At 64.0% G+C, this 14,360-nt stretch carries 15 protein-coding genes and 1 pseudogene; 6 read left to right on the forward strand and 10 right to left on the reverse strand.

The window, feature by feature from the left end; translation table 11 throughout:
- Nucleotides 1-15 precede the first annotated feature (15 nt).
- Entirely contained in the window at nucleotides 16-702 is a 687-nt protein-coding gene (locus EY713_RS01710; RefSeq protein WP_131113278.1) for a TetR/AcrR family transcriptional regulator, read from the forward strand.
- Between the two features lie 63 nt (nucleotides 703-765).
- Here EY713_RS01710 and EY713_RS01715 read toward each other — a convergent pair whose 3' ends face one another.
- The 4 genes from EY713_RS01715 to EY713_RS01730 form a co-directional block, all read right to left on the reverse strand.
- Nucleotides 766-972 (reverse strand): hypothetical protein, encoded by a 207-nt coding sequence (locus tag EY713_RS01715; RefSeq protein ID WP_131113279.1) that lies wholly within the window; start codon nucleotides 970-972, stop codon nucleotides 766-768.
- 105 nt (nucleotides 973-1,077) lie between these two features.
- Entirely contained in the window at nucleotides 1,078-2,490 is a 1,413-nt protein-coding gene (gene pyk / locus EY713_RS01720; RefSeq protein WP_131113280.1) for a pyruvate kinase, read from the reverse strand.
- 97 nt (nucleotides 2,491-2,587) lie between these two features.
- Nucleotides 2,588-3,019, reverse strand: a complete 432-nt coding sequence (locus EY713_RS01725; protein ID WP_131113281.1) for a DUF1036 domain-containing protein — start codon at nucleotides 3,017-3,019, stop codon at nucleotides 2,588-2,590.
- Between the two features lie 10 nt (nucleotides 3,020-3,029).
- Nucleotides 3,030-4,001: a DMT family transporter gene (locus EY713_RS01730; protein WP_131113282.1), complete on the reverse strand. Its 972-nt coding sequence runs from the start codon at nucleotides 3,999-4,001 to the stop codon at nucleotides 3,030-3,032.
- 331 nt (nucleotides 4,002-4,332) lie between these two features.
- Between EY713_RS01730 and EY713_RS01735 the strand changes: the two genes are divergently transcribed.
- Nucleotides 4,333-5,199 carry an N-formylglutamate amidohydrolase gene (locus tag EY713_RS01735; protein ID WP_131113283.1) on the forward strand — a complete coding sequence of 289 codons (867 nt, stop codon included), beginning with the start codon at nucleotides 4,333-4,335 and terminating at the stop codon, nucleotides 5,197-5,199.
- Nucleotides 5,196-5,480 (forward strand): annotated as a pseudogene (locus EY713_RS01740) (DUF1244 domain-containing protein); the annotation flags it as partial. The gene EY713_RS01735 and the pseudogene EY713_RS01740, both read left to right, overlap by 4 nt.
- Nucleotides 5,481-5,579: 99 nt before the next feature.
- Here the strand turns inward: EY713_RS01740 and EY713_RS01745 are convergent.
- The 3 genes from EY713_RS01745 to EY713_RS01755 are packed head-to-tail and all read right to left on the reverse strand — an operon-like array spanning nucleotide 5,580 to nucleotide 9,794.
- The gene (locus EY713_RS01745; protein ID WP_131113285.1) at nucleotides 5,580-7,625 is read right to left on the reverse strand and encodes an NAD(+) synthase; all 2,046 of its coding nucleotides are present in this window, start codon (nucleotides 7,623-7,625) and stop codon (nucleotides 5,580-5,582) included.
- Between the two features lie 48 nt (nucleotides 7,626-7,673).
- Nucleotides 7,674-8,726, reverse strand: coding sequence for an aldo/keto reductase (locus EY713_RS01750; protein WP_131113286.1), 1,053 nt, complete (start codon nucleotides 8,724-8,726; stop codon nucleotides 7,674-7,676).
- Between the two features lie 54 nt (nucleotides 8,727-8,780).
- Nucleotides 8,781-9,794, reverse strand: a complete 1,014-nt coding sequence (locus tag EY713_RS01755) for a zinc-binding alcohol dehydrogenase family protein (protein ID WP_131113287.1) — start codon at nucleotides 9,792-9,794, stop codon at nucleotides 8,781-8,783.
- 95 nt (nucleotides 9,795-9,889) lie between these two features.
- Here EY713_RS01755 and EY713_RS01760 point away from each other — a divergent pair, with 95 nt between their 5' ends.
- The 3 genes from EY713_RS01760 (at nucleotide 9,890) to rpsT (ending at nucleotide 11,497) form a co-directional block, all read left to right on the forward strand.
- Nucleotides 9,890-10,288 carry a winged helix-turn-helix transcriptional regulator gene (locus EY713_RS01760; protein ID WP_131113288.1) on the forward strand — a complete coding sequence of 133 codons (399 nt, stop codon included), beginning with the start codon at nucleotides 9,890-9,892 and terminating at the stop codon, nucleotides 10,286-10,288.
- A gap of 4 nt (nucleotides 10,289-10,292) precedes the next feature.
- Nucleotides 10,293-11,075, forward strand: coding sequence for a TSUP family transporter (locus EY713_RS01765; protein WP_131113289.1), 783 nt, complete (start codon nucleotides 10,293-10,295; stop codon nucleotides 11,073-11,075).
- 143 nt (nucleotides 11,076-11,218) lie between these two features.
- Nucleotides 11,219-11,497: a 30S ribosomal protein S20 gene (gene rpsT / locus EY713_RS01770; protein ID WP_131113290.1), complete on the forward strand. Its 279-nt coding sequence runs from the start codon at nucleotides 11,219-11,221 to the stop codon at nucleotides 11,495-11,497.
- Nucleotides 11,498-11,619: 122 nt separating this feature from the next.
- On the opposite strand, the gene EY713_RS01775 is transcribed toward rpsT, so the two are convergent.
- The 3 genes from EY713_RS01775 to EY713_RS01785 form a co-directional block, all read right to left on the reverse strand.
- Nucleotides 11,620-12,522 carry a patatin-like phospholipase family protein gene (locus tag EY713_RS01775; RefSeq protein ID WP_131113291.1) on the reverse strand — a complete coding sequence of 301 codons (903 nt, stop codon included), beginning with the start codon at nucleotides 12,520-12,522 and terminating at the stop codon, nucleotides 11,620-11,622.
- 70 nt (nucleotides 12,523-12,592) lie between these two features.
- Complete coding sequence (locus EY713_RS01780) at nucleotides 12,593-13,537, reverse strand: ABC transporter substrate-binding protein (RefSeq protein ID WP_131113292.1); 945 nt, start codon at nucleotides 13,535-13,537, stop codon at nucleotides 12,593-12,595.
- 1 nt (nucleotide 13,538) lies between these two features.
- The gene (locus EY713_RS01785) at nucleotides 13,539-14,357 is read right to left on the reverse strand and encodes an ABC transporter permease (RefSeq protein ID WP_131113293.1); all 819 of its coding nucleotides are present in this window, start codon (nucleotides 14,355-14,357) and stop codon (nucleotides 13,539-13,541) included.
- Nucleotides 14,358-14,360 lie beyond the last annotated feature (3 nt).

Here is a 14,360-nt window from a genome sequence, read left to right on the forward strand (position 1 = left end):
GTATGTGATCCGGCGATGCAAGCGGAAAATACCTCCTCAGAAGAAACCAAGACCACCAAGCGGCGCCGAGGTGGCCGACCCTCCGTCGAGCAGGTTGGCGAGGTGGATCGACGGATCTTGGACGCCGCCCATCGTCTTTTTCTGCGTCTCGGGTTCGAGGCGGCAAGTTGCGAGCAGATCGCGGTCGAGGCCGGCGCCGGCAAAGCCAGCATCTACGCGCGCTATGCCAACAAGGAAGAGCTGTTCGCCGCTGTCGTGCGTCGCAATGTCGAGGGCTCACTGACGCCGTCGGGCGAGGTTCCGCTCGATCTCCCTCTGCACGCACGCTTACGTGCGGTGGGACATAGCATCCTGACCCATGCGCTTCGCCCCGAAATCGTGGCCTTCATGCGGGTCGTCATGACGACAGCCTATCGTCTTCCCGATCTCACGGTCTTGACGGACCGGATCGGACGGGATCGAGGCGTTCGTCGGATCGCCGAAGCGATCGTCGGTGATGCGTCGCACGAGGCCGACGCCATCGAAGCCGCGATGCCGGTCGCGGCGAAATTCATCGAGATCACCTTCGTGCCGCACCAGATGCGTGCGCTCGTCGGCGATGATCCGGGGACGTTGGAGGCGGACGCGCTCCGCCGGGTCGATGAGGCGATTCATCTTCTGTCGAAGGGCGGCTGGCTCGATCGGTGGGAATCGCCTGCGTGATCGAGCGATAACAAAAAAGCCGCCCCAGATGGGACGGCTTCAATCGGCAGGTCGAACAGACGTTTACTTCGGCTGCGCGTTTTGCTGCTGCTTCTTCTTGTTGGCGTTGTGGTGGCCAACCGCGCAACCGGCCGCCGCGCCAACTCCGCCATGGCCGACCATGTGACCGGCTACGCCGCCAACGATGGCACCGGTGATGCAGCCGGCCTGAGCCGTCGCAGCCGAACCGAGGAGACAAAGGGCCGCCGCCGACATGATGATGAACCGCATGATGCTTCCTTTCAGTGCGGGCGGCAGAGGATCATCTGCCGGCCGTTCTGATCATCAACGCGGCGCAACCAAAACCGTTCAACTCCGGCTGGCGCGTCGCAACGGTTAGACGAAAGCCAGACGCATCATGTTGGTGGCACCCGGCGAACCGAATGGAACGCCCGCCACGATGACGATGCGCTCGCCCTTCGAGGCAAAGCCCTCGTCGACCGACGCCGTGCAGGCCCGCAAGGCCATGTCGTCGACGTCCCGCGCATCGTCGGTCACCAGCGCGTGCACGCCCCAGACGATCGACAGGCCGCGAGCGGCGTCGATGTTCGGGGTGAGCGCGAGGATCGGGATGCTGGGTCGTTCGCGCGCGATGCGAAGCCCGGTCACGCCCGATGACGTCCAGGCCACGATCGCCTTGAGGTCGAGGGTTTCGGCAGCCGTCCGCGTCGAGTAGGCGATCGCATCGGCTCCGGTCGCCTCAGGCGGGGTACGCTGCGCCGAGATGATGGTCTGATAGAGGGGATCGCATTCGACCTCCTCGGCAATCCGGTTCATCGTCGCGACCGCTTCGATCGGGAATTGCCCCGAGGCGCTTTCGGCCGACAGCATGATCGCATCGGCGCCCTCGAATACGGCCTGCGCCACGTCCGACACTTCGGCGCGGGTCGGCACCGGGGACGAGATCATCGATTCCAGCATCTGGGTCGCGACCACCACGGGTTTGCCGAGGCGGCGCGCCATGCGGGTGATGCGCTTTTGAAGACCAGGCACCTTTTCGAGCGGCATTTCGACGCCGAGATCACCGCGCGCCACCATGAGAGCATCCGACGCCTCGATGATTTCGTCGAGGCGAGCGATCGCCTGCGGCTTCTCGATCTTGGCCAACACCAGGGCGCGGCCGCGCGCGATCTTCTTGACCTCCGCCACATCGTCGGCCCGCTGCACGAACGACACGGCGATCCAATCGACCCCCTCGTTCAGAGCCGCGTCAAGGTCGGAGCGGTCTTTCGGGGTCATGGCGGAGACCGGGATTTCCGTATCGGGCAGGCTGACCCCTTTCCGGTTCGAGATCCGACCCGCCACATCGACTACCGCGACCGAGCGCTCGGGCGTGGACTCGGTGATGTGCAGCTTGATCTTGCCGTCATCGATCAACATGACATGGCCGGGCCGTAGCGCCCGCAGGATCTCGGGATGCGGCAGGTGAACGCGATCAATGTCGCCGGGCGTGGGATCACTGTCGAGCACAAAGGTCGCGCCCTTCACAAGCTCGACCCCGCCGTCCTTGAACTGGCCGACGCGAAGCTTGGGGCCTTGCAGATCGACAAGAATCCCGATCGGGCGGCCGAAATCGGCTTCCAGCGAGCGAATCATTCGAATGCGATCGCGCATCGCATCATGCGTCGAATGGCTCATGTTGATGCGGAAGATGTCGGCGCCGGCTTCGAACAGTTTGGCCAACATGGCCCGATCGGACGATGCAGGACCCAATGTCGCCAGGATCTTCACACGGCGGTGGCGTCTCATACTCGGCCTCTTGATTGGAGCAGGATCGACCCGGCCCATGGTGCCCGGTCTTGCGATGATCCGCTCGGTTGTCGGCGCGTCCTGTTGGCCGCGCTTGTTAGGGTTTAGGCGCCCCGGGATTGACCGGGTCGGTTAGTTGCACGGTCCAGTTCTTGGAATCCTTGCCGGTATCGACCTCGAAGAAGCCAGTCCGATCGAAACCGCGCACGAAGCAATCCTGGCGGCCTTCGATCCGGAACTCGTGGTCGCGCGTGCACATGAAGGCTTTACCCTTCCACTCGCCGCCACCCTCGTCCATGCCATACACGTAGTAATATTCAGCCGCCAGGGGACCTCGCAAAAGCGTCTCGCAGACGTTGGCTTTCAGGTTCCACCAACCCTCGGTCAGCCACGCTTGCCCATCCGTATAGGCGAGCGCGATCGAGACCCGGCTCGATGTGTTGTTGCAGAGGCGAAAGTCCGCATGAGCGGCGACAGGGCATCCGAACGCAAGCGCGCCCGCGAGAGCCAGAAGGTGAAAGCGATTCATGGGGCTCGTCTTATTTGATTTCTGCGTCTTTGAACACGCGATCCTGGTCGACAACATGGCGAAGCGACGAACCGCCTGAGGTTTCGGTTACGGCGGGGGTGCGTGGACGCGCGATCCAGATCCCGAGAACGATGAAGGCGCCCCCAATCGCCTGCACGCTGGTCACCGCTTCACCGAGCACCGCCCAGGCGAACAGGGCCGCCACAATGGCTTCGAGAAAAATCACCAACGACGAAAAAACCGGAGGCAATTGCCCGAGCGCGATCGACAGCAAGCCTTGACCACCCGCATGGCTGATCCAGGCGATCGCCAACAGGGCCGCCCAGCCGCTTGCGTGTTTGGGGAGGAAATCATGGTCGAGAACCAGCGCCGCGACGAACAGGATCGCGACCGCGATGAGACTGAGTTCAAACGTGACGCGTGCGGCGCTCGACGTGCGGCGGGCCGCACCGACCGCAAGAAAGTATAGGCCGAACAGCACGCCGGTAATGACGCCATAGGCATCACCCTGCAGACGCGACAGATCGACCTGCATGCTCTGGATCACGAGCGCGGCGCCCCCGACGAGGCAGAGACCCAGCCCAATCATGACCGCCGAGGTCACGCGTTGACGGAACAACAGCCAACCGAAGACGACGACCCAGACCGGGGCCGCCGTCGCGAAGAATGTCGCATTGGCGATCGTCGTATGGGCGATGGAGAGGTGCCAAAAGAAGAGATCGGCGCCGAAGATGACGCCGGCCAGGACCGTGGCGCGCGGAAAGGACACGGGTTTGGATGTCCCGACCGGTCGGTTGCGCTCGGACAGCGTCATCCAGGTCCAGAGCAGCGGCATCGCGAGGCCGATGCGCCAGAACGCGCTGGTGAATGGCCCGACCTCCGCCAGCCTCACGAAGATCGGCGAAATGCCCATCGCAAGCGCTCCAAGCAGCAAGGCCGCGACGGGCGCGGCACGACCGGAACGCATCGATACGGAACGCATGAACGGCCTTGCGGGCAAAGGGACGATGGCGGGAGAACGACGCGGCGGCGAGAGGTCTCTATGGCAGATTGGCGAGGGCGTGACTATTGTGAGCTGGTCCCATTCCGCCGTGGCAGAGATCAGACGTCGGTCACAACAAGGTGTTTCGATTGATGCGTCATGCCTACCCCGACGTTCCGGTCGTTGCGATCGACGGCCGTCTCGATGGCGGGAGAACGACGCGGCGGCGAGAGGTCTCTATGGCAGATTGGCGAGGGCGTGACTATTGTGAGCTGGTCCCATTCCGCCGTGGCAGAGATCAGACGTCGGTCACAACAAGGTGTTTCGATTGATGCGTCATGCCTACCCCGACGTTCCGGTCGTTGCGATCGACGGCCGTCTCGATGGCGGTCTGCTGTTGCTCTGCGACCATGCGTCCAACGCGCTGCCGACCCGCTACGGCGATCTGGGATTGCCCGCCGGCGAGTTCGAGCGGCACATCGCCTATGATATCGGGGCCGCGGACGCGACGCGCCGCATGGCCGAGTTGCTCGACGCGCCGGCCCTGCTCGCCACCTATTCGCGGCTGCTGATCGACCCCAATCGCGGGGCCGAGGATCCCACGCTCGTCATGCGCTTGTCGGACGGTGCGATCGTGCCGGGCAATGCACGGATCGACGCGGCCGAAATCGAGCATCGCCGCCGCACCTATTGGCAACCCTACCGCGACCAGATCGATCAGACGCTCGACCGCATGATGGCGACCGGCATCGTTCCGGCGATCGTATCGATGCACTCCTTCACCCCGAGCCTGAAGGGGCACGTCCGCCCCTGGCACATCGGGCTGCTGTGGGATGCCGATCCCCGCTTGACCAAGCCCCTGCTCGACGCGCTGGCTCATGAGCCGGATCTGCAACCCGCGTCCGACCGGGTCGGCGACAACGAGCCTTACGACGGGGCCCTGCCCGGCGACACGATCGACACTCATGCGACCCGACGCGGTCTCGCCAATGTGTTGATCGAGGTGCGGCAGGATCTCATCGCGACGCCGCAGACCGCCGCCACCTGGGGCGAACGACTGGCGCGCCTTCTCGGCCCGATCCTGGCCAAGGCGCCTCTTCATGTCGTGTCCCACCATCCGAGCCGGGCCGGTCAACCGCCTCGGCCCGTCCCGCATGCCGATCTGCCCCGCCCGCGCCTAGAGGAGACCTTGCCATGACGATGGATGATACGACCCGCACCGAACTCGAAGCCGCCGCTTTCCGCCGCCTTACCGCCCTGCTGCGCCGGAGCGACGTTCAGAACATCGACCTCATGACCCTCGCAGGGTTCTGTCGCAACTGCCTGTCGAATTGGATCGAGGATGCGGCACGTGAGCGGGGACTGTCGGTCAGCAAGGCCGAGGCGCGGGAACATGTCTACGGCATGCCCTACGAGCAATGGAAGACGTTGCATCAGACGGACGCGACGCCCGAGCAAGCGACACGCTTCGCACAGGCGGCCCATACGCCCGACATCCCACGGCCGCATAGCCCCGACGCGGTCGATCCCGCGTCCCGGAAAGCGGATTGCTGAACGGTCGTCTGCGGTCGAGCGACTTTACGCTTCCGGCACATGACGCTCGATGTCGTCGAGCCAGACTCGCGCATTGCCGTCCGATGGTGCGCGCCAGTCGCCCCGCGGCGACAGTGAGCCGCCCGCCACGACCTTTGGGCCGTTCGGCATCGCCGAGCGCTTGAACTGGCTAAAGCCGAAAAAGCGCTGCACGAACACCTTCAGCCACGCGCGAATCTCGGGCAGGTCATAGGCGCGGCGCAGATCCTCCGGGAATCCCGGCGGCCACCCTCCATTTTCCACCCGCTCCCAGGCCCGCAAGGCCAGAAACGCAATCTTCGATGGTCGGAAGCCGTAGCGCAGTGTGTAGAACAGGTTGAAATCCTGCAACGCGTATGGACCGATCTTGGCCTCCGTGCTTTGGATCGCTCCGCCCGCTTCGACCGGGATCAGTTCGGGCGAAATCTCGGTCCCGAGGATCTCGTCCAGCATCTGCTTGACCTCGTCGTTGAATTGCCCCGACGCACCGACCCAGCGAATGAGATGCTGGATCAGGGTCTTCGGCACGCCGGCATTGACGTTATAGTGGGACATCTGGTCCCCCACGCCATAGGTGCACCAGCCGAGCGCCAGTTCGGACATGTCACCCGTGCCCATCACGATGCCATCGTGGAAGTTCGCCAGGCGAAACAGATAGTCGGTTCGCAGTCCCGCCTGCACATTCTCGAATGTGACATCGTAGACCGGCTCTCCGCGGGAAAACGGATGGCCGAGATCGGCCAGCATCTGGTTCGAGGCGGGTTTGATGTCGAGCTCGTGCGCCGTGACGCCGAGCGCTGCCATGAGACGGTGGGCGTTGGTTTTGGTCGCGTCGCCCGTGCCGAAGCCCGGCATCGTATAGGCCAGGATATCGGTGCGCGGAAAACCGAGAAGGTCGAAGGCCCGCGCCGCCACGATCAGCGCCTGGGTCGAGTCGAGGCCCCCCGAGACGCCGATGACGATCCGCTTGACCCCGATGGCGCGGAGGCGCTGGCGCAGGCCCGACACTTGAATGTTATAGGCTTCGTAGCAGTCCAGGGCGAGCCGCGCCCCATCGGACGGCACGAACGGAAACCGCTCGATCGGCCGCTTGAAGCCGATGTCGCCTTTGGGCGGTTCGAGCCGGAACGTGACGCGCCGAAAGCTGTCGGGCCACACGGCCTCGCCCCGCGCATTGTCGTCGAACGTGCCCTGGCGGGCGCGCTCCTGTCGCAAGAGATCGAGATCGACGTCGGCGGCGGCGAATTGGGCGCCGGCCGGGAAGCGATCCGTCTCGGCCAGAACGGCTCCGTTTTCATAAATCGAGGTCTGCCCGTCCCAGGCGAGATCGGTGGTCGACTCGCCTGATCCGCCCGCCGCATAGACGTAGGCCGCGAGGCAGCTGGCCGATTGCGCCTTGCACAGGAGATGGCGGGTTTCCGCCTTCCCGATCGTGATGTTGCTGGCCGACAGGTTGAACAGCACGGTCGCGCCCGCAAGCGCGCCGGAGGAGCTCGGCGGCGTCGGCACCCAGAGATCCTCGCAGATCTCGACGTGGATCGACAGGCCCGGCACGTCCTCGGCCACGAACAGAAGATCGGGACCGAACAGCGCCTCATGCGGGCCGATGCGGATCAGACCGCCTTCCAGGCCTCGGCCAGAGGCGAAATGACGGTGCTCGTAGAATTCGCGGTAATTCGGCAGATGGACTTTCGGCACCACGCCCAGAATGCGCCCGCGGTGGATGGCGATCGCGCAGTTGTATAAGCGGTTTACGTGCCGCAAGGGGGCGCCGACCAAAAGAACCGGCAGCATCGCCCGCGATGCATCGATGAGCCGGGATAGCGCCGCCTCGACGCCATCCAGCAGCGCATCCTGCAGCAGCAGGTCGTCGATTGCATAGCCCGAGAGGCTCAATTCGGGGAACAAGGCCACCGCGACGCCACGATCGTGACACTGACGTGCGACGTCGAGAATGGATGTGGCATTGCGATCGGGATCGGCGAGGGCGGTGTCGATCGTGCAGGCCGCGACCCGCACGAAACCGTGAGCGTAAATGGAGCGAAAGGTCATGCCCCGCTTTTAGCGGAAAAGCGGGGCATGGGCCAGTCGAGCGAAGGTTTACGACTTGAGATGCGGTCCGATCAGCGACAGATCGGCGGGGCCGAGTCGGTCGTTGGCGGTCTGCGCCTGATGCCAATAGGGATAGGCGAGCGGCATCTGGCTGACGGTGTCGAGACGACCGCGCTCCTCCTCCGACAGCTTGAGGTCGGCGGCACGCAGATTGCTCTTCAGCTGGTCGTCGGTTCGTGCCCCGACGATGACGGTGCTGACGCCGGGGCGGCCGAGGAGCCACGCGAGCGCAACTTCAGCGCCGGACACGCTTCGCTTCTCCGCGATGTCGACCACAACATCCACGATGTCGTAGAGCTTGCCTTCGTCATGGACCGGCGGTTCGCTCCACTCGTTCAGCTTGCGGCCTTCGGGCTGCGGCTGACCACGCCGATATTTGCCCGACAGCAGACCGCCCGCAAGCGGGCTCCAGACCATGATACCAAGGCCCTGATCGAGCGTGATGGGAATCAGCTCCTGTTCGGCCTCGCGTGCCTGGAGCGTGTAATGGATCTGCTGGCTGATGAAGCGCGGAAGCTTGTCGCGCGCCGCGATCGCGAGCCCCTTCATCAGATGCCAGCCCGAGTAGTTCGACGCGCCGACGTAACGAACCTTGCCCGAGCGGACCAGCATGTCGAGCGCCTCGAGCGTCTCTTCAAGCGGTGTCAGCCCGTCCCACTCGTGGAGTTGGTAGAGGTCGATCCGGTCGGTGCGAAGCCGCTTCAGGCTGGCCTCGCAGGCATTGACGAGATGGTATCGAGACAGACCACGCTGGTTCACGCCATCGCCCATCGGAAACCGCGCCTTGGTGGCGATCAGCAGATCATCGCGCTTGCCGGCCACGACCTCGCCGACGATGTCCTCGGAGGCCCCACGCGAATAGACATCCGCCGTATCGATCAGATTGATGCCGGCCTCGACGCACATGTCGATCTGCCGCTTCGCCCCGGCTGTATCGGTCGACCCGACCTTGCCGAATTCGCCCTGACCGCCGAACGTCATGGTGCCCATGGTCAGCACCGAGACCTTCAGGCCCGAATGCCCAAGTTGCCTATAGTCCATTCTTCACGCCCTCGTTTGCTCCCCACCGGATCGCGGCATCGCTCGTTGGCTCGGCTAGAAGCCAGCCAGAACGATCTTGCCTTTCGTGCGTCCGGTCTCGATCAACGCATGAGCCTTGCGAAGGTTGACGGCGGTGATTGGACCGAGCGTCTGGTTCAGCGTGGTGCGGATCTTGCCCGCATCCACGAGGCGCGACACCTCTGACAGCAACTCGTGCTGGGCGATCATATCGGGCGTGTGGAACAGCGAGCGGGTGAACATCAGCTCCCAATGCAACGCCACGCATTTGCGCTTGAACGCCATTACGTCGAGCGTCTTGGCATCGTCGATCACGCAAAGGTGGCCTTGGGGTGCGATGAGCTCGACAATGTCGGCGAGATGCTCCTCGGTTCCGGTCGTGGAAAACACGAAGATGGGGGCACCGATCCCGAGCTTTGCCACCTCGGCCGCAAGCGGCACATTGTGGTTTACGACGTGATGGGCGCCGAGGTCCCGGCACCACTCCTGGGTTTCCGGCCGCGATGCGGTCGCGATGATGGTCAAGTCGGTGAGCAACCGCGCCAGTTGGATCGCGATCGAACCCACGCCACCAGCGCCACCGATAATGAGGATCGCGTCCCCTTTGCGTTTTTGCCGATCGTTGACGCGGAGGCGGTCGAACAAGACCTCCCAGGCCGTGATCGCGGTAAGCGGCAGCGCGGCGGCCTCTGCAAAATCGAGAGAGGTGGGCTTCGGCCCGACGATCCGCTCGTCGACAAGATGGTATTCAGCATTCGTGCCGGGTCGATCGATGGCTCCGGCGTAGAACACATCGTCGCCCACCTTGAACAGCGACACCTCGGGTCCGGTCGCCACCACGATGCCGGCAGCGTCCCACCCCAGGATCTTGGGTGTCCCCGGTTCGGGTTTCACGCCCCGCCGGACCTTCGTATCGACGGGATTGACCGACACCGCCTTGATCTCGACCAACAGGTCGCGCCCGATCGGCGTCGGCTTCGGCATGTCGACGTCGATCAACGCCGTTTCATGATCGATCGACAACGGTTCGGTATAGGCGACTGCACGCATGGGAGGCTCCTCAACTTGCGATAGTGTCCATGTCGCGCTTCGGATAAGACGGGCAAGTACGCACATAAACCGCCCATAGGATCACAAAGGATACTATGCCCCGCCCGCGCCATGCTCGTTTCGATTGCTCGCCGGGATGCCCCGTCGAGGGAGCACTCGCCTTTATCGACGGCAAGTGGAAGGGCGTGATCCTGTTTCACTTGCAGGCGGAGACGCTTCGCTTCAACCAGCTTCGCCGCAAGCTTCCCCACGCGACGCAGCGGATGTTGACCAATCAATTGCGCGAGTTGGAGCGCGACGGCCTCGTGATTCGCACCGTCTATGCCGAAGTGCCGCCAAAGGTCGAATACCGGCTGTCGCCACTTGGTCAAAGCCTCGAGCCGGTCATCAACGCGCTCAAGTCCTGGGGCGACGAACATCTCGAGATCGTTCCCGCCGAGCCAGCCGAGCCAGAGGCGGCCTTGGTGATGTCGACCCAAGACTCGCAGGCCTAGTCAGGTGGATCTCATCCTTGGATTATTCGCCGTCGCGGTCGCGGCGGGGTTCATCGACTCGATCGCAGGAGGCGGCGGCCTCTTGACCGTGCCGGCGCTGGCGCTGGCAGGGTTCGATCCGCTGACGGCGGTCGCGACCAACAAGCTGCAAGGCAGTTTCGGGTCAGGGTCGGCGACCCTGGCGTTTGCGCGCGCGGGCCGGATCGATCTTAAAACAATGTGGCCCATCGCGGTGGCGGCCATGTCGGGCGCTCTCATCGGCGCGTTCACGCTGACCTACATCCCACGCGACGCGGCCACGATCGCGCTCCCGTTCCTGCTCGCGGCCGTCGCGCTTTATTTTCTGCTGTCGCCACGGATCAGCGATCTCGACGTGCACCAGCGGATGCCACGCCCGTGGTTTATTGCGACGATCGTGCCGCTTGTCGGCTTCTACGACGGGGTATTCGGCCCGGGTGCCGGCTCGTTCTACACGATCGGCTTCGTCAGCCTGCTCGGTTTCGGGCTGCTCAAGGCCACAGCCCATACGAAGCTCGCGAATTTCGCCAGCAACATCGCGGGTCTTCTGGTGCTGGCGTTGTCGGGCCATATCGTCTGGGGGGTCGGGATCGCGATGGGGGTCGGACAATTCGTCGGCGCCCGGATTGGCGTGTGGATGACGATCCGGCACGGCACGCGCTTGGTCCGGCCTCTGCTCATCACGGTCTGTTGCGTCCTCGCCGTTCGGCTATCGATCGCGCCGACGCATCCGATCGGCGCCTGGCTCCTGGCGCATGGCGTGATCTGATCTGCGGACGGCCTCCGTCGCCGATTGACGGCACCGCGGATTTGCGTCTATATGCGCCCCACTTCGGGCCGCAAGGCACCGTCTTCATTCGGCTATCGTTCGCGGGTTTTTCGCTGACGAGCCCTCCGTCCAAGGCAAACTCAATGGCGAATACCTCCTCGGCCAAAAAAGCCGTCCGTAAAATCGAGCGCCGCACCCGCGTCAATCGCGCGCGACGGAGCCTGATGCGCACGCAGTTGCGTAAGGCGGAAGAGGCTCTGACGGCTGGCGACGCCAAGGTTGTTGGTCCGATCCTCATCAAGACCGAAGCGGTCGTGATGCGCGCTGCCCAGAAGGGCATTATCCATAAGAACACGGCTGCCCGTAAGGTGTCGCGCCTCGCCCGCAAGGCGAAGGCTCTGAACCAGGCTGCCGCATCCTAAGTCAACGCGCCTCGTGAGAGAGCCGTTGTTTGACCTGTGATTTGATTGAACCGCGTGGCTCAGGCCGCGCGGTTTTGTCGTTGGTGCTGTTGGAAGGCTCGTGATCCGAAAGCGGCCGCGGCTCAGCCGATCCCGAGACGAGCAGCCTCAGCTTGTCCCTGTTCAAAGCCAGCCAACGCGACCTCCGCACCGCGATTGCGGTCCATGAGATTCGGTCCGAAAACCTCAAGCGACTTTTGGTCCGGCACGATCAGGCGACACTTGCGCACTCCAAGTTGCTCAGCCTCGTGCCGCGCCGCATGGGCCATGTGATCGGCAAATGGCAGGACCGTGACGGCGAGCATCACCACCTCGTCGCACCCGGCCGCGAGATCGGAATTGGTCGGAGAGCGCATCCCGCCGTCGAAATAGCGTGTGGCCCCGATCGTCACAGGTGGATAAAGGCCCGGCACGGCGCAACTCGACGCCACGGCCCGGTCGAGCGGGACGCGGGATGTTGCGTCCCAGACGCGGAATAGGCCGGTTTCGGCGTCGATGGCCGTGCAGGCAAAACGCGCCGGCCAAGTCTGGTTGGACAAGATCTGGTAGGACCCCGGCTTTTCGGGTTGGAGCAACCGCGCTATTCCGGCAACGAAACGCTGTTCGCCGACGGTCTTCGAGGCCAGCGCATAAGCGCCGATTTCGCTCAGCAAAGCCGTATCGGCGTAACCGCTAGGCGGCTTTCGCATGATGAATTGGATCAGCGGCGCGAGATCCTCGGCCACGAAAACGATATCCGGGTCGGCGTGCTCTCCCCTGCGCGCCACCTCCACGAAGGTCGTGTAGAGCTCGCTCGGGGGGCGGCCAGAACACAACAACGCCCCGACCACCGATCCGGCCGAGGTTCCGATCACCTTGTCGGCCTGAAGCAGATCGACGCCACTATCGGCCAGCCCGGCAATGACGCCAAGTTGCCAGGCGATGCCGATCGGGCCGCCACCGCCGAGAACGAGGGCGCGGGTCGGTGTCAGGGTCTGGTTTGTCATGGCGAGACAACGCCATTCACCCGACAACGATCCCGACGCGCCCTCTTCGATCGTCACGCGCGACGATGATTCATCGCGCGCCGATGTAGCGCTCCACCGGCTCGACCTTGTCGATCAGCCCCTTGGCCTTCAAAAATTCGGCGAAGCGGATGTAGCGCTCCGGGTCAACGGCGGCGGGGCTGGCTGCAAGCCGCGGAACCGTGTCCTTCCAGGCCTGCCGGTTGAGGTCGTCATCAAGCTTCGGATAGGCCTTGATGAACATGGCCCAGGCGTCGTCGGGATGGTTGAGAATATACAGCGTTGCTTGCTCGGTGGCGTCCAGAAAGGCGCGGACGGCCGGGCTCTTCGCCTTCTCGGGCGTCGTCACGTAGATCAGTTCGTCATAGGGCGGGAAACCATAATCCTCGGGATCGAAGACACGGCCTGGATGACCCGCGAGCTTCATTTCGGTGAGCTCGAAATTGCGGTAACCCCCGATCACAGCATCGACCTGCCCGCTGACGAGCGCCTGGGTCAGCGCGAAATTGACGTCGACGAGCTTCACGTCCTTGAGGGTCAGCCCAGCCGTCTTTAGCAAAGTCTCGAGCAGGGCTTGCTCATAGCCGGCGATCGAATAGCCGATCGTCTTACCCTTGAGGTCGGCCAGGGTCTTGATCGGGCCGCTTTCCAGCGCGATCAGCGTGTTGAGCGGTGTCTCAATGGCGGCGCCGACGCGCTGCAGGTTCATGCCGTCCTTCACCTCGAGGTAGAAGGTCGGCTGATAGGTGACGGCGATGTCGCCCTGCCCGGCCGCAACAAGACGCGGGGGCGTTGCCGGGTCGGCGGGTTCGATCAGCGTCACGTCGAGCCCGGCCTTCTTGAAATAGCCCCCCTCTTTGGCGATCACGATCGCGGCGTGGTCGGGGTTGACGAACCAATCGAGGATCACGGTCAGTTTGTCGTCAGCCCGCGCGGAGCCGGTCGACCAACCGACGCCAATCAGCAGCGCCAGCGCAATGAGAAGATTTCGATACACATTACTCTCCTTGAGGATTGAAGGGCGACAGGGTGTCGGGCGCCCAGAAGACCAGGCGCCGTGTCAGCAGGCCGACGGCGCCCCAAAGCGCGATCGAAAAAACGACGAGGATCGTCAGACCCGCGAAGACGAGGTCGGTCTGCATGCGTGCATTGGCATGCAGCATCAGCAGGCCGAGGCCGGAGGACGAGCCGACCCACTCGCCGACGATGGCGCCGATGGGTGCGGCCGCCGCTGCGACCCGAAGACCGGAGGCGAGCGCGGGAAGTGCGGAAGGCACGCGGATCAGCAGCAAGGTTTGCAGTCGGCCAGCGCGATTGAGCCGGCCGAGATCGAGCAAGCCGGTATCGGTTCGGCGCAGCCCCTCGAAAAAGGTCGTGGTCACCGGGAAGAAGATGATGAGCGCCGCCATGGCCAGTTTCGAGGCGAGGCCGAAACCAAGCCAGACCACCAGCAGCGGCGCGATGGCAAACACCGGCAGGGCTTGCGAAACGACCAGCAGCGGCCCGACGGCGCGCTCGAGGCGTGGCGATCCCGCCATCAGCAGCGCAGCCGCAATCCCGAAGACGGAGCCGATCAGCAAGCCGCCGATCATTTCGCCGAAGGTGACGAGAGCCTCGGGCAGGATGATGGACCAGCGGGTCGCCAGCGTCACGGCGATGCGGCTTGGCGCGGGCAGCAGAAAAGCCGGAACGGCGAAGAGCCAAACCGCGAGCTCCCAGGCCAACAGCACGCCGCAACCCGTAACGATGCCAGCGATCGGCACAGCGCGGCGGGCGGTGCGCCCCGCAGCTATGGCCGGGACAAAACGAGGCAGCATTCG

It is taken from the genome of Lichenihabitans psoromatis, from assembly GCF_004323635.1.
GTDB lineage: Bacteria > Pseudomonadota > Alphaproteobacteria > Rhizobiales > Beijerinckiaceae > Lichenihabitans > Lichenihabitans psoromatis.

Bases quoted from the DNA above. Each gene is read 5' to 3' on its own strand.
- EY713_RS01710 (WP_131113278.1), top strand. From the start codon at position 16: ATGCAAGCGGAAAATACCTCCTCAGAAGAAACCAAGACCACCAAGCGG.
- EY713_RS01715 (WP_131113279.1), bottom strand. From the start codon at position 972: ATGCGGTTCATCATCATGTCGGCGGCGGCCCTTTGTCTCCTCGGTTCG.
- pyk (WP_131113280.1), bottom strand. From the start codon at position 2,490: ATGAGACGCCACCGCCGTGTGAAGATCCTGGCGACATTGGGTCCTGCA.
- EY713_RS01725 (WP_131113281.1), bottom strand. From the start codon at position 3,019: ATGAATCGCTTTCACCTTCTGGCTCTCGCGGGCGCGCTTGCGTTCGGA.
- EY713_RS01730 (WP_131113282.1), bottom strand. From the start codon at position 4,001: ATGCGTTCCGTATCGATGCGTTCCGGTCGTGCCGCGCCCGTCGCGGCC.
- EY713_RS01735 (WP_131113283.1), top strand. From the start codon at position 4,333: ATGCGTCATGCCTACCCCGACGTTCCGGTCGTTGCGATCGACGGCCGT.
- EY713_RS01745 (WP_131113285.1), bottom strand. From the start codon at position 7,625: ATGACCTTTCGCTCCATTTACGCTCACGGTTTCGTGCGGGTCGCGGCC.
- EY713_RS01750 (WP_131113286.1), bottom strand. From the start codon at position 8,726: ATGGACTATAGGCAACTTGGGCATTCGGGCCTGAAGGTCTCGGTGCTG.
- EY713_RS01755 (WP_131113287.1), bottom strand. From the start codon at position 9,794: ATGCGTGCAGTCGCCTATACCGAACCGTTGTCGATCGATCATGAAACG.
- EY713_RS01760 (WP_131113288.1), top strand. From the start codon at position 9,890: ATGCCCCGCCCGCGCCATGCTCGTTTCGATTGCTCGCCGGGATGCCCC.
- rpsT (WP_131113290.1), top strand. From the start codon at position 11,219: ATGGCGAATACCTCCTCGGCCAAAAAAGCCGTCCGTAAAATCGAGCGC.
- EY713_RS01775 (WP_131113291.1), bottom strand. From the start codon at position 12,522: ATGACAAACCAGACCCTGACACCGACCCGCGCCCTCGTTCTCGGCGGT.
- EY713_RS01785 (WP_131113293.1), bottom strand. From the start codon at position 14,357: ATGCTGCCTCGTTTTGTCCCGGCCATAGCTGCGGGGCGCACCGCCCGC.